This window comes from Curtobacterium sp. MCBD17_034 (assembly GCF_003234515.1).
Classification (GTDB): Bacteria; Actinomycetota; Actinomycetes; order Actinomycetales; family Microbacteriaceae; genus Curtobacterium.
In genome coordinates this window covers 478,856-502,798 of the sequence record NZ_QKTN01000001.1, presented here as the reverse complement: position 1 = coordinate 502,798, position 23,943 = coordinate 478,856, and the positions used below count along the sequence as shown (strand labels likewise).

General features: G+C 71.7%; 19 protein-coding genes. 4 read left to right on the top strand and 15 right to left on the bottom strand.

Going from position 1 to position 23,943, the window contains the following annotated elements; genetic code table 11:
- Nucleotides 1-24: 24 nt before the first annotated feature.
- Nucleotides 25-1,098, bottom strand: a complete 1,074-nt coding sequence (locus DEI92_RS02415) for a histidinol-phosphate transaminase (RefSeq protein ID WP_111012200.1) — start codon at nt 1,096-1,098, stop codon at nt 25-27.
- 69 nt (nt 1,099-1,167) lie between these two features.
- On the opposite strand from DEI92_RS02415, the gene DEI92_RS02410 reads away from it, so the two are divergent.
- Nucleotides 1,168-1,566, top strand: a complete 399-nt coding sequence (locus DEI92_RS02410; protein WP_111009734.1) for a phage holin family protein — start codon at nt 1,168-1,170, stop codon at nt 1,564-1,566.
- A gap of 150 nt (nt 1,567-1,716) precedes the next feature.
- Here the strand turns inward: DEI92_RS02410 and DEI92_RS02405 are convergent, their stop codons facing one another.
- The 6 genes from DEI92_RS02405 to DEI92_RS02380 all read right to left on the bottom strand — a co-directional run bounded on the left by DEI92_RS02405 (nt 1,717) and on the right by DEI92_RS02380 (nt 10,540).
- Nucleotides 1,717-2,175 (bottom strand): Hsp20/alpha crystallin family protein, encoded by a 459-nt coding sequence (locus tag DEI92_RS02405; protein ID WP_111012406.1) that lies wholly within the window; start codon nt 2,173-2,175, stop codon nt 1,717-1,719.
- Nucleotides 2,176-2,377: 202 nt separating this feature from the next.
- Complete coding sequence (locus DEI92_RS02400) at nt 2,378-5,515, bottom strand: glycoside hydrolase family 38 C-terminal domain-containing protein (protein ID WP_111012199.1); 3,138 nt, start codon at nt 5,513-5,515, stop codon at nt 2,378-2,380.
- Nucleotides 5,516-5,657: 142 nt separating this feature from the next.
- Nucleotides 5,658-6,572 (bottom strand): carbohydrate ABC transporter permease, encoded by a 915-nt coding sequence (locus DEI92_RS02395; protein WP_111012198.1) that lies wholly within the window; start codon nt 6,570-6,572, stop codon nt 5,658-5,660.
- A 2-nt stretch (nt 6,573-6,574) separates the two neighbouring features.
- Complete coding sequence (locus DEI92_RS02390) at nt 6,575-7,522, bottom strand: carbohydrate ABC transporter permease (RefSeq protein WP_111012197.1); 948 nt, start codon at nt 7,520-7,522, stop codon at nt 6,575-6,577.
- A 103-nt stretch (nt 7,523-7,625) separates the two neighbouring features.
- Nucleotides 7,626-8,984, bottom strand: a complete 1,359-nt coding sequence (locus DEI92_RS02385) for an extracellular solute-binding protein (RefSeq protein ID WP_111009738.1) — start codon at nt 8,982-8,984, stop codon at nt 7,626-7,628.
- Between the two features lie 215 nt (nt 8,985-9,199).
- Nucleotides 9,200-10,540 (bottom strand): ROK family transcriptional regulator, encoded by a 1,341-nt coding sequence (locus tag DEI92_RS02380; protein ID WP_111012196.1) that lies wholly within the window; start codon nt 10,538-10,540, stop codon nt 9,200-9,202.
- Nucleotides 10,541-10,664: 124 nt separating this feature from the next.
- Here DEI92_RS02380 and DEI92_RS02375 point away from each other — a divergent pair, with 124 nt between their 5' ends.
- From DEI92_RS02375 to DEI92_RS02365, 3 genes are all read left to right on the top strand, one after another.
- On the top strand, nt 10,665-11,117 hold the full coding sequence (locus DEI92_RS02375; RefSeq protein WP_111009740.1) for a GNAT family N-acetyltransferase: 453 nt from the start codon (nt 10,665-10,667) through the stop codon (nt 11,115-11,117).
- An 8-nt stretch (nt 11,118-11,125) separates the two neighbouring features.
- The gene (locus tag DEI92_RS02370; protein WP_181434597.1) at nt 11,126-11,446 is read left to right on the top strand and encodes an MGMT family protein; all 321 of its coding nucleotides are present in this window, start codon (nt 11,126-11,128) and stop codon (nt 11,444-11,446) included.
- 104 nt (nt 11,447-11,550) lie between these two features.
- Nucleotides 11,551-12,699: a glutathione-independent formaldehyde dehydrogenase gene (locus DEI92_RS02365; protein ID WP_111012195.1), complete on the top strand. Its 1,149-nt coding sequence runs from the start codon at nt 11,551-11,553 to the stop codon at nt 12,697-12,699.
- A 21-nt stretch (nt 12,700-12,720) separates the two neighbouring features.
- Here DEI92_RS02365 and DEI92_RS02360 read toward each other — a convergent pair whose 3' ends face one another.
- From DEI92_RS02360 to sucC, 8 genes are all read right to left on the bottom strand, one after another.
- Nucleotides 12,721-13,245, bottom strand: a complete 525-nt coding sequence (locus tag DEI92_RS02360) for a DUF805 domain-containing protein (protein ID WP_111012194.1) — start codon at nt 13,243-13,245, stop codon at nt 12,721-12,723.
- Nucleotides 13,246-13,435: 190 nt separating this feature from the next.
- Nucleotides 13,436-15,244 carry an ABC transporter ATP-binding protein gene (locus DEI92_RS02355; protein ID WP_111009894.1) on the bottom strand — a complete coding sequence of 603 codons (1,809 nt, stop codon included), beginning with the start codon at nt 15,242-15,244 and terminating at the stop codon, nt 13,436-13,438.
- Nucleotides 15,245-15,411: 167 nt separating this feature from the next.
- Nucleotides 15,412-17,223 carry an ABC transporter ATP-binding protein gene (locus tag DEI92_RS02350; protein ID WP_111012193.1) on the bottom strand — a complete coding sequence of 604 codons (1,812 nt, stop codon included), beginning with the start codon at nt 17,221-17,223 and terminating at the stop codon, nt 15,412-15,414.
- A gap of 451 nt (nt 17,224-17,674) precedes the next feature.
- Complete coding sequence (purH, locus tag DEI92_RS02345; RefSeq protein ID WP_111012192.1) at nt 17,675-19,339, bottom strand: bifunctional phosphoribosylaminoimidazolecarboxamide formyltransferase/IMP cyclohydrolase; 1,665 nt, start codon at nt 19,337-19,339, stop codon at nt 17,675-17,677.
- On the bottom strand, nt 19,336-19,929 hold the full coding sequence (gene purN, locus DEI92_RS02340) for a phosphoribosylglycinamide formyltransferase (protein ID WP_111009746.1): 594 nt from the start codon (nt 19,927-19,929) through the stop codon (nt 19,336-19,338). The genes purH and purN overlap by 4 nt, the downstream gene beginning before the upstream one ends.
- Before the next feature lie 82 nt (nt 19,930-20,011).
- Nucleotides 20,012-21,736 (bottom strand): DUF6350 family protein, encoded by a 1,725-nt coding sequence (locus tag DEI92_RS02335; RefSeq protein WP_111012191.1) that lies wholly within the window; start codon nt 21,734-21,736, stop codon nt 20,012-20,014.
- A gap of 64 nt (nt 21,737-21,800) precedes the next feature.
- Nucleotides 21,801-22,691, bottom strand: coding sequence for a succinate--CoA ligase subunit alpha (gene sucD / locus DEI92_RS02330; RefSeq protein ID WP_111009748.1), 891 nt, complete (start codon nt 22,689-22,691; stop codon nt 21,801-21,803).
- 14 nt (nt 22,692-22,705) lie between these two features.
- Nucleotides 22,706-23,875: an ADP-forming succinate--CoA ligase subunit beta gene (sucC, locus tag DEI92_RS02325; protein ID WP_111012190.1), complete on the bottom strand. Its 1,170-nt coding sequence runs from the start codon at nt 23,873-23,875 to the stop codon at nt 22,706-22,708.
- Nucleotides 23,876-23,943 lie beyond the last annotated feature (68 nt).

The following is a 23,943-nucleotide window of genomic DNA, read 5'->3' as shown; positions in this document are numbered from 1 at the left end:
CCAACCTACTGGCCGCGCGAGGCCCTACTCCGTGAGACTCCCGACAACGTGCTGGGCGGTCCGCAAGAGCGTGTCGACAGCCTCCGACTCCCCGATCGACACCCGGATGCCCTCGGGAGCGAACGCGCGCACCATGATCCCGGCCCGCTCGAACGCCTCGGCGGCGGCGGCTGTGCGCTCACCCGTCGGCAGCCAGACGAAGTTGCCCTGCGCGACCGGGACGCGCCAGCCCTGGTCGAGCAGGGCGTCGCGCACGCGGTCCCGGAGCGCCGCGATGCGGTCGACCCGCTCGAGGAGTTCCGGCTCGCGCTCCAGGCTCACGAGCGCGGCCGCCTGGGCCTGCGCCGTGACCGACAGCGGGATCGCGGTCGACCGGGCGGCGTCGAGCACGGACGCCGGGCCGAGCGCGTAGCCGATGCGGAGGCCCGCGAGCCCGTACGCCTTCGAGAACGTCCGGAGCACGACGAGGTTCGGGTAGCGCTCGAGCAGCCCGGCGCCGCGGACGGCGTCCGGGTCCGTCACGAACTCGGCGTAGGCCTCGTCGAGGACCACGAGCAGGTCGGTCGGCACCGACTCCATGAACGCGGCGAACTCGGCGCCCGTGACGATCGGCCCGGTCGGGTTGTTCGGCGAGCAGACGATCACCATGCGGGTCCGCTCCGTGACCGCGGCCGCCATCGCCGGCAGGTCGTGGCCACCGTCCGGCCGGTTCGGGACCTGCACGCTCTCGGCCCCCGCGACCGTGACGAGTCCGGGGTAGGCCTCGAACGACCGCCAGGCGTAGACGACCTCGTCACCCGGGCCCGCCGCGGCCTTGGCGAGCTCGTGCAGGATCGCGACGCTGCCGGACGCGACGTGGACCTCGTCCACCGTCAGTCCGAACCGTGCGGCGAGGACCGCCCGCACCGCGATCGCCGAGGCGTCCGGGTACCGGTTGTACGCGGTCTGGCGCTGGACGGCCTCGACCACGCCGGGCAGCGGGTCGAACGGGTTCTCGTTGCTCGAGAGCTTGAAGGCGTCGCCGGGCGCCTGACGGCCCTGTCGGTAGGCCGGGAGCGCCGCGATCTCGGGACGGAGGCGGACGGGCTGCTGGGTCACCCGGTCAGCCTAGCGACGCACACCGTCCGGCCCTCGGCGCAGGGCGGTCACCGCGGGCAGTATGGGGGCATGCGATTCCTCGTCCGACTCGTCGTCAACGCCGTCGCCCTCTGGCTCACGACGCTCATCGTCCCCGGTGTGCACGTCGACGCCTTCGGTGATCAGGGGCTCGTCGCCACCGTCCTGACCTACCTGCTCGTCGCGTTCGTGTTCGGGCTCGTGAACGGGATCATCGGGACGCTGATCCGCATCGTCGCGTTCCCGATCTACATCCTGACGCTCGGGCTCGTGTCGTTCATCGTGAACGCCGTCCTGCTGCTCGTCGTCGCCGGGATCTCGACCTCGATCGGCTTCGGTCTGCGGGTCGACAGCTTCGGGTGGGGCATCGTCGGCGCGTTCGTGCTCGCCGTCTTCGCCTGGCTCATCGGCCTCCTGGCCCGCCCGGTCATCCGGCACGCCCGGGCCTGACCCCGCCCTTCGCCTTCTCCGCCCCCTCTCACCCGCGAGATCGCACTCGTTGCCGCTTGGCACGGGTCCAAAGCGGCAACGAGTGCGATCTCGCCGGAGTGGTGGGCACGACGAAGGGCCCCGACCGATGGTCGGGGCCCTTCGCGTGCGTCAGGACTGCAGTTCCGCGGGACCGGCCTCGGCGCCGGCACCGACGCGGAGGGTCTGGCCGCTCGGGTTGCCGGTCGTGACCTCGATCCGGCGGGGCTTGGCGGCCTCGCTGACCGGGATCGTGACGCTGAGCACGCCGTTGTCGTAGCTCGCCGCGATGCGCGCCGTGTCCAGCCCCTGCCCGAGCGTCAGCTGGCGCAGGAACGAGCCCGACTGACGCTCGCGGGTGATCCACTTGGCGCCGTCCGGGGCCCCGACGGTCCGCTCGGCGCGGATCGTCAGGAGCTGACCGTCGACGTCGATGTCCACCGAGCCCGGGTCGATGCCCGGCAGGTCCGCGCTCAGGACGTAGTGGTCGCCGTCGCGGTAGAGGTCCATCGGCATCACACGGGGACCGCGGCTCTCGAACAGGCTGCTCGCCATGCGGTCGAGCTCACGGAACGGGTCGAAGTTGGCCATCGTCATCAGCTCCTTCGTGTCGAGTGATCGAGGACTTGAGTCGCATCGACTCAAGCTGTGACCAGATTAGCACTCGGGCAGGTCGAGTGCTAGAAGGATGCCGAGAGGTCGCCGAGTCTTCGCCGAGATCCCGGTCGGCCGGGCCGGCCGGGCCGGCCGACCGGTCCGGCTGACCGGTCCGGCTGGCTGGCCGGGACCACCGTCAGGCCCGCCGCACCCGCAGCGTCGCGATCTCGAACGGACGGAGCGTCAGCGTCACGGGCTCGTCCGCACCCCAGGCACCCGAGCCCGGCTCGCCAGCGGCGAGGTCACGCTCGAGCAGGTCGGTCCGCGTGACCGAGGCCACGGGGAACCCGAGGTCGACGAGCACGTCCGTCGCCCGCCCGCCGCGTGCCTCGTACAGGCGGATGACGACGTCGCCGGAGCGGTCCTCCGCGAGCTTGACGGCCTCCACGAACACCGCCGGGTCCGACACGGTGACGATCGGTTCGACCGGGGTGTCCCCCGCGACCGCGCGCACCGGCAGGTTCAGCCGGTACCCACTGTCGGCGGCGTCGAGCACCGTCGCTCCCACCCGGAGGACCGTGCGGAACACGTGCCGACCCTGGTCCGCCGACGGGTCCGGGAACTTCGGCCCACGCACGAGCGATTCACGGACGAGCGTCGTGGTCCCGCCGTCGGGCCGCGTCACGCGGGTGATGTCGTGCCCGTACGTCGAGTCGTTCGCCACCGCGACCCCGAACCCCGGCTCGGCCACGTGCACCCAGCGGTGCGCGCTCGTCTCGAAGCGCGCGAAGTCCCACGAGGTGTTCTGGTGGGTCGGCCGGTCGATGTGACCGAACTGGATCTCCGACGACGCCTGGTCGGCCTTGACGTCGATCGGGAACCCGAGCTTGAGCAACTTCTGCTGCTCGTGCCAGTCGACCTCGGTCTCGACGTGGAGTTCCGGCTCGCCGCGGAGGGCCGAGAACCGGGTGGTGACGGTGGAGTCGTGGAACGCACGGGTCACGACGAGCCGGTCCCCCTCGACCGCGATCGTGTCGGCCGTCGCGAGCTCGGTCGCGTGCCGCTGGTACGACCGGTCGATGTCCCAGGCGTCCCACTGGTTCGGGGTGTCGCGGAACACCGTGTACAGCGCGCCCCGGGTGCCGAGGGCGATCGCCTCGCGCCCCGACGCGGCGTCGACGACGGACGCCACGAGCCCGTCGTCGTCGACCGTCGCCACCACGACACCGGTGTCGAACACCCACGTGTCACCCCGCCGGACGGGAGGAACGGCTTCCGGCTCCGGGACGACCTCGCCAGCCAGCGCGGTCACCCCCTCCGCGCGGACCGGCGCCGCGTTGAAGCGCACGACCGCGCCGGTCGTCCCGTCACCGCCGACGCCGAGGGCGTCCGCGGTGGTCGGCGCGTCGAGCGGGCCCGCACCGTCAGCGATCGCGGTCGAGGAGGCGGCGACCCCGGCGAGCGCGGCGGCTCCCCCGTTGGCGAGCGCGGACGTCGACGCGCCGATGAGCCCCTCGAGCGTCGCCGCGACGGCCGCGTAGTGCTCCTCCGCGACCTCGTACACCCAGGCGATGCTCGACCCGGGGAGGATGTCGTGGAACTGCTGGAGCAGCACGGTGTGCCAGGCGTCCTCGAGCTCCGCGTACGGGTACTCGAGCCCCAGTCGCACGGCTGCGGTGGTCGCCCAGAGCTCGGCCTCGCGGAGCAGGTGCTCCGACCGCCGGTTCCCCTGCTTCGTCCGGATCTGCGACGTGTAGGTGCCGCGGTGGAACTCGAGGTACATCTCGCCCGACCAGACCGCGGGCGTCGGCAGCAGGCGCTCGAGATCCTCGTACGCGTCCGCCGGCGTGCCGAGGTCCACCCGCGGCGAGCCCTCGAGGTCGTGCTGCCGGTGCGCCGCCGCGAGCATCTCCCGCGTGGGACCGCCACCGCCGTCGCCGAAGCCGTAGAGCAGCATCGACACGTCGGCGGTGCCCCGCTCCTTGTTCTGGCGCTCGCCGCGGTGCAGGTCCTCCGGCGACAGCTCCGAGTTGTAGGTGTCGGCGGGCGGCAGGTGCGTGAACACCCGGGAGCCGTCGATGCCCTCCCACAGGAACGAGGTGTGCGGGATGACGTTCGTCTCGTTCCACGACGGCTTCTGCGTCAGGAACCGGTGGGAGCCCGCGGCGCGGACGATCTGCGGCAGGGCGCCGGTGTACCCGAACGAGTCGGGCAGCCACGCCTCGAGCGGCTCGAACCCGAGCTCCTCGATGAAGAACCGCTTGCCGGCGACGAACTGCCGCGCGAGCGCCTCACCGCCGGGGAGGTTCGTGTCCGACTCGACCCACATGCCGCCGACCGGGATCCAGCGCCCCTCGGCGACGCGCTCCTTGATGCGGGCGAAGACCTCCGGGTAGTGGTCGCGCATCCACGCGTACTGCTGGGCGCTCGAGCAGGCGAACGTGAACTCGGGGTCGCGGTCCATGAGCTCGAGCACGTTCGAGAACGTCCGGGCGCACTTGCGGATGGTCTCGCGGACCGGCCAGAGCCACGCCGAGTCGATGTGGGCATGCCCGACGGCCACCGCGCGGTGGGACGCCGTCGAGGCCGGGACGTCGAGGACGTCGCGCAGCACCGCTCGGGCGTCGGCGGCGGTGCCCGCGACGTCGTCGGGGTCGATCGCGTCGGCGGCGCGCTCGAGCGTGCGGAGGATGTCGGCGCCGCGCGTCGAGTCCGTCGGCAGTTCGGTGAGCAGCCCGCGGAGCACCCACAGGTCCTGCTGCAGCTCCCAGACGACGTCGTCCCGCTCCGCGAATGCGAGTTCCCGGAGGCGGTAGATCGGCTCGTTCCCCGCGGTGTGCTTCGATCCGAGCGGCGTGGCGTCGTACGCGAAGTGCCCGCCGACGTCGGGGTTCGCGGCGGCCTCGATCCAGAGGTCGACCGCACCGCCGGGCCCGGCCGTGATCGGCACGGCGGTGTTGCGCGGCTCGATCGCCTTGACGGTGCTGCCGTCGGGCCGGAAGACGAGCCCCTCGGCCTGGAACCCGGCCTGTCGCGCGCTGAACCCCAGGTCGACGACGAGGTCGACGCTCGTGCCCTCGGCGGTGCCGAAGTCGTCGGGCACGGTCCCCGTCACGTGGAACCAGGTCGTGCCCCACGGCTTGCCGCCCCACGGGTCGCCGATCGCGAACGGCTCGGACGGCTGCGCGACGGCTTCGGCGAACGGCACGGGTTCGTCCGGCACCTGCCAGGCCGTGATCGTGACGGGAGCGGTCCGGCGGTGCACGTGGGGGTCGATGCGGTCGCGGACGAGCCGGGCGATGCGGCTCTTGACGAGGGGTTCGTCGTGGTGCACGGGGATGCCTTCCTGGTGACGGGCGTGCGTGTGGAGGGGTCGGTGGTGACGGATCCGGTCGTGGCGGGACCGGCGCTGGTGGACGGGCCGGGGCGTGGCGGGGCTGCGGTCCGTGACGGATCGCGGTCGGGCCTCCCGGGCGTCAGCCCTTGATGCCGCCCGCCAGCGCGTTCCCGCCGCCGAGGCCGCGGGAGACGATCACGTAGAGGGCGATCACCGGGACGGAGTAGAGGATCGAGAAGGCGGCGAGCTGCCCGTACGCCACCGATCCGTACTGCCCGAAGAAGTTGAAGATGCTGACCGCGGCGGGTTGCTTGTCGGGCGAGAGCAGCAGGACGAACGGGACGAAGAAGTTCCCCCACGCCTGGATGAACACGAAGATGAACACGACGGCGATCCCCGGACGCATGAGCGGCACGACGATCCGGGTCAGCGTCGCCATCATCGAGGCACCGTCGGTCCAGGCGGCCTCCTCGAGCTGCACGGGCACGGAGTCCATGAAGTTCTTCGCCATCCAGATCGCCATCGGCAGGCTCGTCGCGGCGAGGAAGAACACGGTCCCGGCGACGTTGTCGATGAGGTTGAGCGACACGAACAGGCTGTAGACCGGCACCATCATCGCGGTGATCGGCAGGCCCGTCCCGAACAGGATCCCGTACAGGAACGGCTTGTTGACCCGCATCCGGTAGCGCGACAACGGGTACGCGGCGAGGATCGCGATGACGACCGTGACGATCGCGCACCCGCCCGACAGGATGAGGCTGTTGAGCAACGGCACGAACGCGAGCTGCGGCGTGAGGACCTTCGTGAAGTTGTCGAGGGTGAAGTGCGTCGGCAGCTTGACGCTCAGGGTCGCGCTCGCGTCGAACGATGCGAGGACGAGCCAGACGAGCGGCACGGCGAAGCAGATCGCGACGATCGCCAGGACGACGTTCGCCACCCAGCGCATCGTCCGGTGCCCCGGGCTCGTCATGTGCAGCGACCGGGCGTGGTCGCGGGCACCCGTGCGCGCGTTCCCCGGCGCGGTGGCCGTGGGTTGGTCGATCGTGATGGCCATGGTCAGTCCACCTCCGGCTTCAGCGCCCGGATGTACACGATCGAGAAGACCGCGCCGACGATGAGGAGGATCGTCGCGATGGCCGTCCCGAACCCGAGCTGCGAGAACTTGAACGCCTCCTGGTACGCCAGGATCGGCAGGGTCGAGCTGTTCGTGCCGGGGCCGCCACCGGTCATCACGTAGATGAGGGTGAACACCGACAGGGTCTGCAGGGTGGTGAGCATGAGGTTCGTCGAGATGCTCCGCCGGATGACCGGCAGGGTGATGTACGCGAGCCGCTGCCAGCCGGTGGCACCGTCGACCTCGGCGCTCTCGGTGATCTCGTCCGGGACCTCCTGCACGGCCGCCGAGTAGACGAGCATCGAGAACGCGGTCCCGCGCCAGATGTTCGCCAGGATGATCGCGATCATCGGGTACGTGTAGAGCCAGTTCGCGCCGGTGATCCCGATCATCGACAGGAACGTGTTGAGCGTGCCCTTGTCGTTGAAGAACGCGTAGGCCGCGAACGACGCGACGATCTCGGGGAGCACCCACGCGGCCACCACGAAGGTGCCGACGAGTGCCCGGATCACCCGGTTCGCCTCCCGCATGAGCAGTGCCAGGCCGAGGCCGAGCACGTTCTGCCCGATCACCGCGGAGCCGACGAGGAACACGAGCGTCAGCAGCACGGACTTCGGGAAGTCCTTGTCCTGGAACAGGTCGACGTAGTTCTTGAGTCCGACGAACTGCTGGCTCGACGCGGCCGCGCCGGTGAGCGCGGAGTTCGTGAACGAGCCGTAGAACGACGAGATGATCGGCCCGACCAGGAACACGACGATGAGGACCATCGCCGGCACGAGCGGCGTCGCCCGTGCGGCCGTGCGCAGGCCGTGTCCGCTCCGCCGCCGGGGCGGGTCCGTTCGTCGGGGTCCGCGGGTGCCGGGCAGGGCCGGCGCGATCTGGGTTGCCATCGGGGTACCGCCTCTTCGCTGGGTCGTGGCCGGTGGGGTGGGGTGACCGGGTCGGGCCGGGAGGCGCGGTGCGGGCTGGCACCGCACCTCCCGGCCGGCCCACCTACTTGATCTGGACGGTGTGGTCCTGACCGACCACCCCGATCACCGCCTTGTCGTAGGTCGCTGCCGCCTGTTTCGGCGTCTGCTGCCCGGTCATCACGGATTCCATGGCCACCTGGATGGCGTTCGAGATCTGGCTGTAGTCGCTCGTCGCCGGGCGGAAGTTCGTGTGTTCCACGAGTCCGGAGAAGAACTTGAACGTCGGGTTGGACGCGTCGTAGGTCGGGTCCTCGGCGACGTCACTGCGCACCGCGATCTGGCTGTTCTGGATGTCGTACTTGAGCGACCCCTGCTTGTCCAACGCCATCGTGATGAAGTTGAACGCGGCCTGCGGGTTCCCGGAATGCGCCCCGACCGCGAGCGTCCAGCCACCGGACATGCTGTTGTAGCCCGGGGCCTGGCCGTTCTGCGTCGGCATCGGCGCCTGACCGAGCACGCTCGACCACTGCGACCACGGGGCCGTCCCGGTCTTCAGCCACGTGCCGGACTGCCACGAACCGTCGAGGTCGATCGCCAGCTGGCCCTTCGGCAGCCACGTGTTCGCGACGGTCGTGCCGACGTTCGGGTCGAGTTCCTGCTGCGGTGTCGGGCCGAGGCCGCCCTGGTAGACGTCCTTGACGAACTGGAGCGCGTCGACGAACTGCTTCGAGCCCGTCACCCACTTCTTGTTCTGGTAGAGGGTGTTGCCCTTGCCGTCCGCCCCGTACAGGAGCATCTCGAAGCCCTGCATGGTGGAGGCCTCGCCCTGCGGCTTGCCCGAGTACATGTGGAACGGGATGACGCTCGGGTCTTTGGCCTTGATCGTCTTCGCCGCGTCGAGGACGTCCTGCCAGGTCTTCGGCTGCCACGGGACGGGCAGCCCGACCTTCTTGAAGATGTCCTTGTTGTACCAGAGGGCCCGGGTGTCGGTGCCCATCGGGACGCCGTAGGTCTTGCCGTCGACGCCCTGCCCCGCCTGCTTGGCGTTCGTGTAGAACTTGCTCCAGTCGCTCCACTTGGCCGTGTACTTGTCGAGCGGCAGGAGGTACCCGGCCTGCGCGTCCGCCTTGACGAGGAACGTGTCCTCGTACATGACGTCGGGCGCGGTGGCCGACGCCTTGTTCATGAGCGCGAGCTTCGTGTAGTAGTCGTTCTCCTGCGCCTGGATCGGCACCAGGTCGACGGTCATGTTCGGGTACTTCTTCTCGAACGCCGCCTTGACGTCCTTCATGTGATGGTCGAGCTGCTGGAAGCTGCCGAACTTCTGGTAGGCGATCTTGATGGTGTCGCTGCTCGAGGATCCCGAGCTGCTGCACCCGGCCAGGGCCAGGGCTGCGACCGCTGCTGCTGCGACCGCGGCGATGAGACGAGGGCGTTTCATGGTGCTCCTTTGCTCCACAGGACGCTTCGGGCTCCCTTGCCCGGTCCGCGATTAGTCCACCGTATGGACTTAATGCTTGTCAAGCACCACGGGGGTGCGTTTCGCCCCGATCCCGCGAGATCGCACTCGGTGCCGTTCAGCACGCGCTCAGAGCGACAACGAGTGCGATTTCGCGGAAAGGGGGCTGCCTGGCCGACCGGCGGCCGGGGCGGCGCTCAGCGGTCGATGAGCAGGGTGGAGGCCCGGGGCGACAACGTCGTGTCGAGCACCAGACACGCCGCTCCCACGGCGGTGACGTCCTCGTCGATCTCGCTCTGCTCGACCACGACGGGGTGCTTCGCCACGAGGACCGGCGACGACGCGATCGCCTGCGCGGCCGCGGGCAGGGCCTCCACGGCGATGCGCGACCAGAAGGGTCCGCCGAACACGACGCGGTCCACGTCGAGCAGGTTGACGATGACCACGACCGCACGGCCCATCGCGGTGCCGGCCGCCGCGGCGATCGCCCGCGCGATCGGGTCGCCCTCCGCGACCAGGGCCGACAGCTCGGAGAACGCGGCGTCGACCGCGGCCACGTCGGTGGGGCCGTCCCCGGTCGCCCAGGGCGCGCCGATGTCCAGTCCGGCCGCGGCGCCGAAGCGGACCAGGCGCTCGGGCGTCACGGTGTCGCCGACCTCGGCCCGGCCCTCCCCCGACCGGGTGGCCCGGGTCGTCACCGGCGCGGTGCCGACCCCCCGGCTGCCGCGGTCCGACATCCGGCGCGCGGCCGGTCCCTCGGGCAGTTCGGCCAGCAGGCCCTGGTCGATCATGATGTGGCCGGCGTCGCCGGCGTTCCCGCCCGATCCGCGGAGCGGCTCGTGGTCGATCACGAGCCCGACGCCGAACCCGGTGCCGTAGTACACGAAGGCGAAGTTCCAGGCCGACGCCTCGTCGGTCAGCCACATCTCGCCGACGGCGGCGGCCGTCACGTCCTTCTCGAGCAGGACCGGGAGGCCCGTGGCCGCGGCGAGCGCGTCGCGCACCGGGACGTCCCGCCACCGGGGCAGGAACGGCGGGTCGAGGACGACGCCCCGTTCCGGGTCGATCGGTCCGGGCGAGGCCACCCCGACGCCGAGCACCGCCGCGCGGTCGACGCCCGCGTCGGTGACGAGTCGCTCGACCGCGTCGGCCATCGTCGACACGACGTCGTCCGGGTTCGCCGCGGAGGGCGTCGGGACGCTCGCCCCGGCGACGACCGCCCCCGTGAGGTCGAGGAGCACGCTCGTGACGACCGCCGGGTCGACGTGGACACCGACGGCGTACCGACTGGTGGGCTCGAGTCGGAGGATCGTGCGGGGTTTGCCGCGGCCCGCGACCACGGTGCCCGACTCGACGACCATGCCCGCGTCGATGAGGTGCCGGGTGACGTTGGACACGGTCTGGGGGCTGAGCCCCGTGCGGTCGGCGAGCTCGACGCGACTCAGCCCGTCGGTGCTCCGGCGGATCGCGTCGAGGACCACGGTGCGGTTGAACCCGCCGATGGCCGGGAGGTTGGCACCGCGTCGATGCTCGGCCATCGCTCCTCCGTTCGTCCGGGGCCGACCCTATCGCCCGACCCGCCACGCCCGGGCGTCCTGGTTCTCCGGAAGCTCGTGGCAGCCCCTCTGGTCCGCTCGCAGGAGCACCGCTACCCTGACCGGCATGACGGACCTCCGCCTCGAGCCCCTCTCCGCCGCGACGATCGTCGCGGCGAACTCGCTCACGCTCAAGCCAGGGCAGGAGCAGTACGTCCAGCCGGTGTCGCACTCCATCGCCGAGGCCTACGTCCGACCGACGACGGCCTGGCCGCGCGTGGTGCTCGACGGCGACGAGGTCGTCGGGTTCATCATGGGGAACTTCGACGCCGAGAACAGCCAGGAGGAGCTCCGCAGCTGCATCTGGCGGCTCAACGTCGCCGCTTCGGCCCAGGGCCGCGGAGTCGGCCGGTTCGCCGTGCACGGCCTGGCAGAGGAAGCCCGCTCGCGCGGGTTCGACCGGCTCACCGTCATGTTCGAGCCCGGCGACGACGGCCCCGAGCCGTTCTTCCGCGCGATCGGGTTCCAGGTCATCGGCGAGACCCAGTACGGGGAGCACTTCGCCGCCCTGACCCTCTGAACCCGGTGGTGGACGAGCCCGGAGACCCCGGCACGGACTTCGGCGCCGCGGTGGCCGATGTGGTCCGCGGCATCCCGCCCGGCCGGGTGATGACGTACGGCGACGTCGCGGCGGTGCTCGGCTCTCGGGCGTCGCGGCAGGTCGGCCGGGTCATGGCGCACGAGGGCCACGGTCTGCCGTGGTGGCGCGTCGTCCGCGCCGGGGGTCTGCCGCCCGTCGAGCACGAGGCCCGGGCCCTCGAGCACTGGCGCACCGAGGGGACCCCGCTCCGGCCGGGCACCCCGACCTGGAGGGTCGACATGCGTCGGGCGCGTTGGTCGCCCTCCTGAACCGCTCGTGGGGGACACACCCTGACCGGAGTCGGCCTGCACCGCGCGTACCGTCCCGGGGGGCCGGGCGTTCCCGTCGTCCGGCGACGAACAGGAGGAGCACCATGCGAGCAGTCGTCTACAACGGACCGCGCGACGTCAGCGTCCAGGACGTCCCCGACGCCCGGATCGAGAAGCCGACCGACATCCTCATCCGGGTGACCGCCACGAACATCTGCGGGTCGGACCTGCACATGTACGACGGCCGGACGGACATCGAGCCGGGCAGCGTCTTCGGTCACGAGAACCTCGGCGAGGTGATCGAGGTCGGCTCCGGGGTCGAGAAGGTCTCGGTCGGCGAGCGCGTCGTCCTCCCCTTCAACATCGGCTGCGGCTTCTGCAAGAACTGCGAGCGCGGCTGGTCGAGCTTCTGCCTGACGACGCAGCCGAACCCGGAGACGGCCGGTGCGGCGTACGGCTACGCGGACATGGGTCCGTACCGCGGCGGGCAGGCGGAGCTCCTCCGCGTGCCGTTCGGTGACTACAACGCACTCCGTCTCGGCGAGGACTCGGTCGAGAAGGAGAACGACTACGCGATGCTGTCGGACATCTTCCCCACGGGATGGCACGGCACCGAGCTCGCGGGGGTGAAGCCGGGCGACTCGGTCGTCGTGTACGGCGCCGGCCCGGTCGGGTTGATGGCGGCACTGTCGGCCACGATCAAGGGCGCCGCGAAGGTCATGGTCGTCGACCGGCAGCCGGACCGCCTGCGTCTGGTGGAGTCGATCGGTGCGATCCCGATCAACGACGCCGAGGTCGACCCCGTCCAGGCGGTCCTCGACCAGACCATGGGGCTCGGGGCGGACGCCGGTGTGGAGGCCGTCGGGTACCAGGCACACGACCCCGAGGGCAACGAGCAGCCGAACCTCGTGCTGAACCGCCTCATCGCGTCCGTGCGGTTCACGGGCGGCATCGGCGTCGTCGGTGTCTACCTGCCGCAGGACCCGGGCGCCTCGGACGAGCTCGCCAAGAACGGGCAGATCGCGCTCGACTACGGCACGTTCTTCTTCAAGGGCCAGCACATGGGCACCGGGCAGGCGCCGGTCAAGCGGTACAACCGGCAGCTCCGCGACCTCATCGCCGCGGGCAAGGCGGAACCGTCCTTCATCGTGAGCCATGACCTGCCGCTCGACCAGGCACCGGACGCGTACCGGCACTTCGACGCCCGCGACGAGGGCTGGACGAAGGTCGTGCTGCACCCCGCCTCGGCCTGACCGGTCGCCGGGCCGCGGCCGTCAGGCGGTCGCGGGCCCGGCCTCCAGGTCGTAGCGGTCGCCCCGCGGGGCGGTCGGCAGGGCGAGCAGCACGAGCAGCACGAGGTTGACGACCGGGACGAGGTCGAGCAGCAGCCACCACCCGCTGCGTCCCGTGTCGTGCAGGCGTCGGACCCCGAGCGCGATCGTCGGCAGGAGCGTGGCGAGGCCCCAGACCGCGCTGACGGCCACGACGACGACGATCGCGATGACGGGCCCGTCCGGGACGCCGCTCGTGGTCGTGCCCGAGGGCAGCGTGGCCACGGTGGCTCCGAAGACGATCCCGGCCACGATGCCGAACACGAGACCCACCAGCGCCGCGACGAGCAGCCACCACCAGCACTCGCTGCGGCTCGCGCGGCCCCGCAGCACCACGTAGCCGCGCCAGAACCGGCGGACGGCGACGGGCAGCGGGGCGCCGTACCAGGGCACGCCGATCGGGAGGGCCGCAGCCGGGCCTCCCGTCCGGTCCGGTCGGGTCGTGGTCGGTCGGGCACCGTCGCTCATGGGGACCATCCTGCCCTGTCCCGGGACGCCCCCGCGCCGCCCCCGCGCCGTCCTCGGAGTCGCCGAGATCGCAGAACACGCCGCTCACATGAGGACGTGAGCGGCGTGTTCTGCGATCTCGGCGGGAGGACCGGGCCGGCGGGAGGACCGGAGCGGCCGGCGCGGGGCCGGCGGGACCGGGGCCGGCCGGTCAGACCAGGCTGTCCCGCCAGGCCGCGTGGAGCTGGGCGAACCGGCCGGTCCCCGCGATGAGGTCGTCCGGCGTGCCGTCCTCGACGATCTGCCCGTGTTCCATGACGAGCACCCGGTGGGCGATCGCGACCGTCGACAACCGGTGCGCGATGATCACGGCGGTGCGGTCGGCGAGCAGGGTCTCGAGACCCTCCTGCACGAGCCGCTCGCTCGGGATGTCGAGCGACGCCGTGGCCTCGTCGAGGATGAGCACGCGCGGGTCCGCCAGGAACGCCCGGGCGAACGACAGTAGCTGCCGCTGGCCCGCCGACACCCGGCCACCGCGCTTGTTGACGTCGGTGTCGTACCCGTCGGGCAGCGCCTCGATGAACGTGTGGGCGCCGACGGCCTTCGCCGCCCGCTCGATCTCGGCCCGTGACGCCCCCGGCTTGCCGAGCGCGATGTTGTCCGCGACGGACCCCGAGAACAGGTACGCCTCTTGCGTGACCATGACGATCGCGCGCCGCATGTCCCGCGGGTCGAGATCGCGCAGGTCGATGCCGTCGAGCCGCACGGAGCCCTGTGACGGGTCGTAGAACCGCGCCATGAGCTTCGCGAGCGTCGACTTGCCCGCGCCCGTCGACCCCACGAGCGCGATCGTCTGACCGGCCGGGATGTGCAGGTCGAACTCGGGGAGCACGACCGTCTCGGCGTTGTACGCGAACACGACGTCGTCGAAGTCGACGCGGCCCTTCGCCTGGGCGAGGTGCTGCGGCCGGACCGGGTCCGGCACGCTCGGCTCCTCCTCGAGCACGCCCGAGATCTTCTCCATCGCAGCGGACGCCGACTGGTACCCGTTGTAGAACATCGCGAGCTGTTCGGCCGGGTCGAAGAACCGCCGGGCGTACAGGGCGACGGCGAGCAGGGCGCCGATCTCGAGCGAGCCATCGACGACGCGGAACGCGCCGATGATGACGACCGCCGCGAGCGTCGCGTTGCCGATGAGCACGAGGCCCGGATCGAACGTCCCGAACAGGTTGAACACCTTGGCGTTCGCGGCGCGGTAGTCCTCGACGTACCCGGCGTACTCGTCGCGGTTGCGGGACTCCTTGCGGAACGCCTGCACCGCCCGGATGCCCGTCATGGTCTCGACGAAGTGCACGATCACCCGGGCGCTCGTGACACGCGTCGCCCGGAACAGCTGCTGCGAGCGCTTCTGGAACCACCGGGTCAGGAACCACAGCGGCACGAGGGCGATCGCGAGCACGAGGCCGGACGTCGGGTCGAGCGACACGAGCGCGATGGCGGTGAACACCATGTAGAGCACGCCCTGGATGAGCTGGTTCAGCCCGGAGTCGAGGAGTTCGCGGATCGAGTCGAGGTCGCTCGTCTGGCGCGAGATGATCCGCCCGGACGTGTAGGTCTCGTGGAACTCGAGGCTCAGACGCTGGGTGTGCAGGAACACGCGCTTGCGCAGGTCGAGCAGGATCTTCTGGCTGATCTTCGCCGCGAGCACGGTGTACCAGGCGGTGAGCAGCGCGCCCGCGACGGCGACGACGATGTAGCCGGCCACCACGAGGTACGCGGGGAGCCAGTCCTGTCGGTGGAGCACCGACGGCAGCGCGCTGTCGATGCCGTACGCGATGAGGGTCGGACCGGCCACCTGCGCGCCGGTCGACACCACCACGACGATCGCGATCGTCCACAGGTCGCGCCGGAGCGGTCCGAGCAGCGAGCGCATGAGCGCGAGCGACCGACGCCGGAGCCGTCGGCTCTCGGCCTTCGTGAAGTGCTCCCGCTCCTCGCCGCGCACACCGCGCACGGTGATGGAGGCGGTGACCGGCTGCCCGTCGTCGGCCGCGGTGACGGCGGCGGCCGGGCCTCCCGGCTGTGCGGTGTCCGTGGCGGGCTGGGCCCGCTCCTCGAACTCGGTCTGGTACTCGTCCTCGGGCTCGCCGGGGGCGTCCGGCCTGGCCGACGTCCGCTGGGGGTCGCTCATGCCAGTGCCTCCTCTCGCGCGGTCGCGTCGTCCTCGTCGAGCGAGGAGATGACGTAGCGGTAGTGGTCGTTCGTGGCCATCAGGTCGTGGTGCGTCCCGACGGCGGTGATGCGCCCGTCCTGCATGAGCGCGACCCGGTCGGCCAACGTCACGGTGGAGGGGCGGTGCGCGACGATGAGCGAGGTCGTCTCGGCGAGGACGCGTCGGAGTCCCGCCTCGACCCGGGCCTCGGTGTCGACGTCGAGCGCCGACAACGGGTCGTCGAGCACGAGCACGCTCGGTCGGGCGGCGATCGCCCGGGCCAGTGCGAGCCGCTGCCGTTGCCCGCCGGACAGGCTCAGGCCCTCCTCGCCGACGCGGGTGTCGACGCCGTCCGGGAGCCGGTCGACGAACTCCGCCTGCGCGACGTCGAGCGCCTCGCGGAGCAGGGCCTCGGCCTCGTCCCCCGAGACGTCCGGGCGGCCGAGGAGCACGTTGTCCCGCACCGAGGCGCTGAAGAGCGTGGCGTCCTCGAACGCGACGCCGACCCGGTGCCGCAGTTCCTCGCGCGTGAGCTCGCGGACGTCGACACCGTCGATCGTGATCGAGCCGCCCGTGACGTCGTACAGACGCGGCACCAGGGCGAGCAACGTCGTCTTGCCCGACCCGGTGAGCCCGACGAGCGCCATCGTCTCGCCCGGCTGCAGGACGAGCTCCACCCCGTCGACGAGGTCCGGCGTGCCCGCGGGCGCGTCCTGGTAGCGGAAGTGCACGTCGGTGAACGTCAACGCACCACGGGGGTCGGTGATCGTGCGCGGGCGCTCCGGGTCCTGGATCGTGTTCTCGGAGTCCATGACCTCGAAGAACCGATCGACCGCGGTCCGGGTGTCGAACGTCATCGACAGCAGGAACCCGATGGACTCGATCGGGAACCGGAGGACCGCCGCTGCCGAGAAGAACGCGAACAGCTCCCCGACCGTCAGGTGGCCCTGCGACGCCAGCCAGATCCCGGCGAGCAGGCACAGTGCGAACGCGACGTCGGGCACGAGCAGGAGCCACAGCCAGATGCCGGCGATGGCCCGGGCCTTCTCGATCTCGGTGCCTCGGAGCTGCTCGGCCTGTTCGCTGAACTCGTCGAGCTTGTACCGGCCGCGGCCGAACGCCTTGAGCACGCGGATGCCGTGCACCGACTGCTCCACACTCGTCGCGAGGTCACCCGCCTGGTCCTGGCTGCGCCGGGCGACGACCGAGTACTTGCGCTCGAACACGAGGCCGTTGATCCAGATCGGGATCGACGCGACCATGAAGATGAGCGCGAGCAGCCAGCTCCACGTGAACAGCACGCCGAAGCCGACGATGATCGTGACGATGTTGACGACGAGCAGCACGATGCCGAACGCCAACCAGCGTCGGATCAGGCTGAGGTCCGACACCGACCGCGACAGCAGCTGACCCGACTGCCACCGGTCGTGGAACGCGACCGGCAGGTCCTGGAGCTTGGCGTAGAGGGCGTTCCGCATGCGCGACTCGACGTACGTGCCCGGCCGGAGGACCAGGCGACGGCGCGCGGCGATCATGAGGGCCTCGAGCACCCCGAGGCCGAGCACCGCCAGGCCCGCGGGGACGATCTGGCCACGGTCGCCGGACTTCAGCGGCCCGTCGACCAGGGCCTGCAGGACGAACGGGATCGCGAGCGCGACGAGCGACGCGACCATCGCGGCGACCATGCCGAGCACGATGCGCCCGATCGCGGGCTGGACGTAGGGGTAGATCCGCGCGATGGCGCGGAAGGTGGACGGACGCGCTGCTGCAGCGGGCGTTCTCGACATGGGGAGACCTCATCGTCGAACCGGTCGGGACCGGAGTGCGGATTGATGCGACCTCCGACCCGTCGGGCGGGCCGGGAGGCGGGACCTCCGCCCGACGTCATGGTGACGATGGGCGTGGCCGGGTGGGGCGGGCGGGGGCGGACGCCGAGGCGTCACGCGCCGCGAGCGGCGGACCGCTGGTCCGTCGGCGGCGTGCTGGTCCCCGCGGGGGCGACTAGCGGAACGTCGGTCCCTCGACGGACGGGGCGACGACTCCGAAGGCGTCCAGGCCGGCGGGAGCCAGGGTGCTGGTCATCGCGTTCATCGTCACTCCAGTCGTCGTCATCGTCACGCCGACCACCGGGCCGCGCTGGTGGGGCGTGTCGAGGCCGGTCGGAGCCTCACAGACTATTCGCAGGCAGTCGCACGATGCAATGCGGTGCGGCGTGTCGCCGGGGCGGCGCGGCGGGCGTCAGTGGAAGAAGTGGCGTTCGCCCGTGAAGTACATCGTCACGCCGGCCGCGTTCGCCGCGGCGATCACCTCGGCGTCGCGCACGGACCCGCCGGGCTGGACCACCGCCCGGACACCCGCGTCGATGAGGACCTGCAGCCCGTCGGCGAACGGGAAGAAGGCGTCGGAGGCGGCCACCGACCCCGCGGCGCGGTCGCCCGCCCGGGTCACGGCGAGGTGGCACGAGTCGACCCGGTTCACCTGGCCCATGCCGACGCCGACGCTCGCCCCGGCGTTCGCCAGGAGGATCGCGTTCGACTTGACGGCCCGGCAGGCCTTCCACGCGAACGCGAGGTCCGCGAGGGTGGCGTCGTCCGCGGCGTCCCCGGACACGAGGTCCCACGTCGCCTGGTCGAACGTCGTGAACCGGTCGGCGTCCTGCACGAGGAACCCGCCCGAGATCTGCTTGACCTCGCGGGGCGCCAGGGCGAAGTCGGCCGGCAGGGTGAGCAGCCGGATGTTCTTCTTGGCGGACAGGATCTCGACGGCCTCGGGGTCGAACGCGGGTGCGATCACGACCTCGGTGAAGATGTCCGCCACAGCCTCGGCCATGCCGCGCGACACGGGGCGGTTCGCCGCGATGACCCCGCCGAACGCGGACAGGGGATCGCACGCGTGGGCACGGGCGTGGGCGTCGGCGATCGGGTCGGCCGCGTCGGGTGCCGCGACCGCGATGCCGCAGGGGTTCGCGTGCTTGATGACCGCGACCGCCGGCTCCGTGAAGTCGTACGCGGCACGGAGCGCTGCGTCGGCGTCGACGTAGTTGTTGTACGACATCTCCTTGCCGTGCAGCTGGGTCGCCTGCGCGATGCCGTGGCCGTCGGCGGCGGTGTAGAGCGCGGCGGCCTGGTGCGCGTTCTCGCCGTAGCGGAGACCCGCCGCGAGCGAGCCCTCGAGCTGGATCGTCGGTGCGAAGCCGCTGGCGCCGGACCCGTCCGCTGATCCGTTCCCCGGGCCTCCCGGCTGCGCGACGTCGCCATGGACCGTCGGGCCGCCCGCGACGTGCTCGGTGAAGTACGCGGCCACGGCGGTGTCGTACGCCGCGGTGTGGGCGAAGGCCGCGGTGGCGAGCCGACGGCGGAGGGCGAAGTCCGTGCCTCCCGACCGGACCGCGGCGATGACCTCGGCGTACGACGACGGCGAGACCACGACGGCCACGTTGGCGTGGTTCTTCGCGGATGCGCGCACCATCGCGGGGCCGCCGATGTCGACGTTCTCGACGACCGTCGCCGTGTCCGCACCCGACGCCACGGTCTCGACGAAGGGGTAGAGGTTCACGACGACGAGCTCGAACGGCGCGATCCCGAGGTCGGCGAGCTGCTGCTCGTGCGACTCGAGCCGCAGATCGGCGAGCAGACCCGCGTGCACGGCCGGGTGCAGGGTCTTCACGCGGCCGTCGAGGGACTCGGGGAACCCGGTGATCGCGGCGACCTCGGTGACACCGATGCCCGAGTCGGCGATGGCCTTCGCCGTCGACCCCGTGGACACGATCTCGACCCCGGCGGCGTCGAGGGCCGCGGCGAGGTCGAGGAGGCCGGACTTGTCGCTCACCGAGATGAGCGCGCGGCGGACGGCGACGCGGTCGCGCTCGCGGTAGAGGCTGGGATCGGCGGCGTGGACGCTCATGCGCGGGCGAGTTCCTTCAGGTCGACGGTTCCGTTGGCGATGTCGAGGACGGTCTGGATGAGCAGCCGTCGCTCCACGTGCTTGATGCGGTCGTGCAGCGTGGACTCGGAGTCGTCCGGCTCCACGGGGATCCGCTCCTGGACGATGATCGGGCCGCTGTCGACGCCGTCGTCGACGAGGATGACGCTCGCGCCCGTCTCCCGCACGCCCGCGACGAGGGCGTCCCGCACGGCGTGCGCGCCGGGGAACTCGGGCAGGTGGGCGGGGTGGGTGTTGACGATCGCGGGGCTGAACTCGGCGACGACGTCGTGCGGGAGCAGCCGCATGAACCCCGAGAGCACGAGCAGGTCGGGCGTCCACGGGCGGATCTGCTCGGCCAGGGCGGCACCCCACTCCTGCCGGGTCGCGAACGCCGTGAAGGGCACCGTGAAGGTCGGGATGCCGTACTCCTCGCCGAGGTCGAGCCCCTCGGCGTCGCGATCGGCACCGATCGCGACGACCCGTGCGGGGTACTCGGCGTCCCGTGCGGCGTCGAGCAGCGCGCGGAGGTTCGATCCGGCACCGGAGATCAGCACCACCAGTTCGAGCACGGTCGCCAGCCTACCGGGTGTCGTTCAGCGGGCGGCGTCGCCGCGGGTGTCGTTCAGCGGGCGGCGTCGCCGCGGCTGTCGTTCAGCGGCCGGCGTCGCCCTTGGGCCGACGCCACCACGGGAGCTCGTGCTCGGGGATCTCGTCGACGACGTCGGTGTCCCACTGGTCGGCCTCGCCGCCGACCGCTTCGGGGGACGTCGACTCGGCGCCGTCGGACCCTCTGGTCTCGGCGTGCCCGGACGGCCGGGCCGCCCATCCGAGCGGGAGCTGGGGCAGCGCGGCCTCGCGTTCCCGCTCGCGCTCGCGCTCGAGCTCGCGGACGACCTCCGGGTCCCCGTCGGACACCGGCTCGGTCGGCTGCTCGGGGTGCGCGATCGTCGCACCGCTGCGTCCCGTCACGCGGAACCGGGAGTGGCCACCGGTGCGGCCGCCCACCGTCGTCGTGTCCGCCGCCCCGGCCCGGTCGAGCGCGCCGAGGAAGCCGCCGTCGTCGTCCTCGGTGATGGTGTCCACGGGGAGCGGGGCGGCCGCCTCCGCATCGTCGTCGCGCCAGCGTTCACGGCGGGGCAGCCAGGAGTCGCGCTCCGGCCACCGCACCAGGTCGCTGCCGACCGCGAGCGCGAGGACCGCCGGCACACCGGCCTCGAGCGCGGCGAGTGCCCCGACGGCGACGGGGGACGGCCCGACGGTGACGAGTCGTCCGGGGCCGAGGGAACCGGCGGTCAGCCACGCGGCGAGTCCCGTCGCCAGCCCCGCCACCACGCCGATGCCGACGCCGGCGATGGCGCGGCGTCCGGCCGTGTTCCCCTCCGCGAGGGCGCGGACGAGCCGCGGGCGGAGCAGCGCGGCGACGAGGAACGCCCCGACGGCGGGCACCAGCACGGACAGCAGGCCGAACGCGTGTCCTCCGGTGGGAAGCGCGCCGAGGACGGGGATGCCCGGGATCGGACCGAGGGTCGTGCCGATCGGCGAGACGTCCGACCCGGTGCCGATCGCGAACCCGGGGCCGACGATCCACGCCATCGCCCAGCCGACGAGGTCGGGCAGGAACGCGAGTTCACCGACCGTGATCGCGAGGCCGCCGACGAGTCCCGCGTGCGACTGCTCGTAGAGCGTGATGACCTGGGCGTACGACCCGAGCACGAGCAGGGCGACGAGCAGGGCCGCCGCGGTCACGAGCACCGCCACGACGCCGAGACCGCCGCGCAGCGCCACGTCGGTCACGGAGCGCCACGGGCCCGGGATCCGGTCGACGGCGTCGAGCACCGCGGCGGTCGCGGGGTCGGGATCGGCGCCCCGGCGGCGTCGGGCGACCTCGGCCGCCACGAGCAGCGGCACGGCGTACCAGAGGGTCGGCAGCAGGACCGACTGCCAGATCGAGGGACGACCCGCGACGCTGACGGTCGACAGCGCGACGGCGAGCGCCAACGCGGCGACGACGACGATGCCGGCGATGCTGCCGGTCACGCGGTGTTCGGTCTCGGCGAGGCGTCGACCGGCGCGTGCGCCGAGCCACGCGGTGATCACCGCGAACCCGAGCGCCGCGATCGTCAGGACGATGGGCGCGTCGGCGCCGCTGAGGCCGGTCGCCTTGGCGGTGGCGGCGTCGAGCACGAAGGTGACGTCGACGCCGTGGCCGATCAGCCAGACACTGCCCGCCGCCCGCCAGAACGCGAGCCACGGGACCTGCAGGCCGTACTCGATGCCCCAGAGGAGCGTCAGCGGCACGAGGGCGATCCCGACGCCGACGGCGACCGTCACGACGGCCTCGACGGCGGCGAAGAGAGCGGTGCCCGGGCGGTTCATCGCGGACGAGGATACGGGAGGGCCAGCCGCACACCGGGTCGGCGCGCGGCGGGCCGGGCGACACTCAGCCGAGTGCGGCGACTGCCTCCCGCAGCAGGGCCGCGGTCTCGCTCGGGGTCTTGCCGACGCGGACCCCGGCGGCCTCGAGCGCCGCCTTCTTCGCCTCGGCCGTGCCGGCCGAGCCGGACACGATCGCCCCGGCGTGCCCCATGGTCTTGCCCTCCGGCGCCGTGAACCCGGCGACGTAGCCCACCACCGGCTTCGTGACGTTGGCCTTGATGAAGTCGGCCGCGCGTTCCTCGGCGTCGCCGCCGATCTCACCGATCATGACGATCGCGGTCGTCTCGGGGTCGGCCTCGAACGCAGCGAGCGCGTCGATGTGCGTCGTGCCGATGACCGGGTCGCCGCCGATGCCGATCGCGGTGGAGAACCCCAGGTCCCGGAGCTCGTACATCATCTGGTAGGTCAGCGTGCCCGACTTCGACACGAGGCCGATCGGCCCCTTGCCCGTGATGTTCGCGGGGGTGATGCCGACGAGGGACTCGCCCGGCGTGATGATGCCGGGGCAGTTCGGCCCGATGATCCGGGTCTTCCCGCCGAGTGCCTTCGCGTGTGCCCAGAACTCCGCCGCGTCCTGCACCGGGATGCCCTCGGTGATGACGACGACGAGGGGGATCTCGGCGTCGATGGCCTCCATCACGGCGTCCTTCGCGAAGGCCGGCGGGACGAACACGATCGACGTGTCCGCTCCGGTCTCCTGGATGGCCTCGGTCACCGAGCCGAACACGGGCAGGGTGACGTCGCCGTGTGTGACCGTCGTGCCGGCCTTGCGCGCGTTCACGCCGCCGACGACCTTCGTCCCGGCCTTGAGCATGAGCGCGGTGTGCTTCGTGCCCTCGCCGCCGGTGATGCCCTGGACGATGACCTTCGAGTCCTTGTCGAGGAAGATGGACATGGTGCTGGTCCCTTCTAGGCCGCGGCCGCGGCGAGTTCGGCGGCCTTCTCGGCCGCGTCGTCCATGGTCGCCACGACGGTGACGAGCGGGTGTGCCGCCTCGGCGAGGATGCGCCGGCCCTCGTCCACGTTGTTGCCGTCGAGCCGCACGACGATCGGCTTCGTGGCCGCGTCGCCGAGGATCCCGAGCGCGGCGACGATGCCGTTCGCGACGGCGTCGCACGCGGTGATCCCGCCGAAGACGTTGACGAAGACGCTCTTCACCTGCGGGTCCCCGAGGATGACGTCGAGGCCGTTCGCCATGACCTCCGCCGAGGCGCCGCCGCCGATGTCGAGGAAGTTCGCGGGCTTGACGCCGCCGTGGCGCTCCCCCGCGTACGCGACGACGTCGAGCGTCGACATGACGAGCCCGGCTCCGTTGCCGATGACGCCGACCTCGCCGTCGAGCTTGACGTAGTTGAGGCCGTGCGTCCCGGCCTTCGCCTCGAGCGGGTCGGCCGAGGCGCTGTCCTCGAGCGCGGCGTGGTCCTCGTGCCGGAAACCCGCGTTGTCGTCGAGCGACACCTTGCCGTCGAGCGCGAGGATCTGGCCGTCCTCGGTGCGGACGAGCGGGTTGACCTCGACGAGCGTGGCGTCCTCGCCCTGGAACACGCCGTAGAGCGCGACGAACACGGGCACGACCGCGGGGATCAGGTCCTCGGGGAACCCGGCCTGGCGTGCGATCTGCTCGGCCTCGGCGTCGTTGATCCCGGTGAGCGGGTTGACCTCGACGCGGGCGAGTGCCTCGGGCTTCTCGACCGCGAGCTGCTCGATCTCCATGCCGCCCTCGACGCTGACGAGCGACAGGTACGAGCGGTTCGCGCGGTCGAGCAGCACGGAGAAGTAGAACTCCTCGGCGATCTGCGCGCCCTGCGCCACCATCACGCGGTGCACGGTGTGGCCCTTGATGTCGAGCCCGAGGATGGCCTGCGCGGCCTCGTACGCCTCGTCGGGGGTCTTCGCGACCTTGACCCCACCGGCCTTCCCACGCCCGCCGACCTTGACCTGCGCCTTCACCACGACGACCCCGCCGATGCGCTCGGCCGCCGCGCGGGCCTCGTCGGGGGTGTCGGCGATGATGCCCTGCAGGACGGGGACGCCGGAGGACTCGAAGAGGTCCCTGGCTTGGTACTCGAAAAGATCCACGCTGTTCTTCCTCACCGCGATGTGCGTCTTCGGGCAGCGCCGTCGTCGTGCGTCGGCGCTGGTCGGAC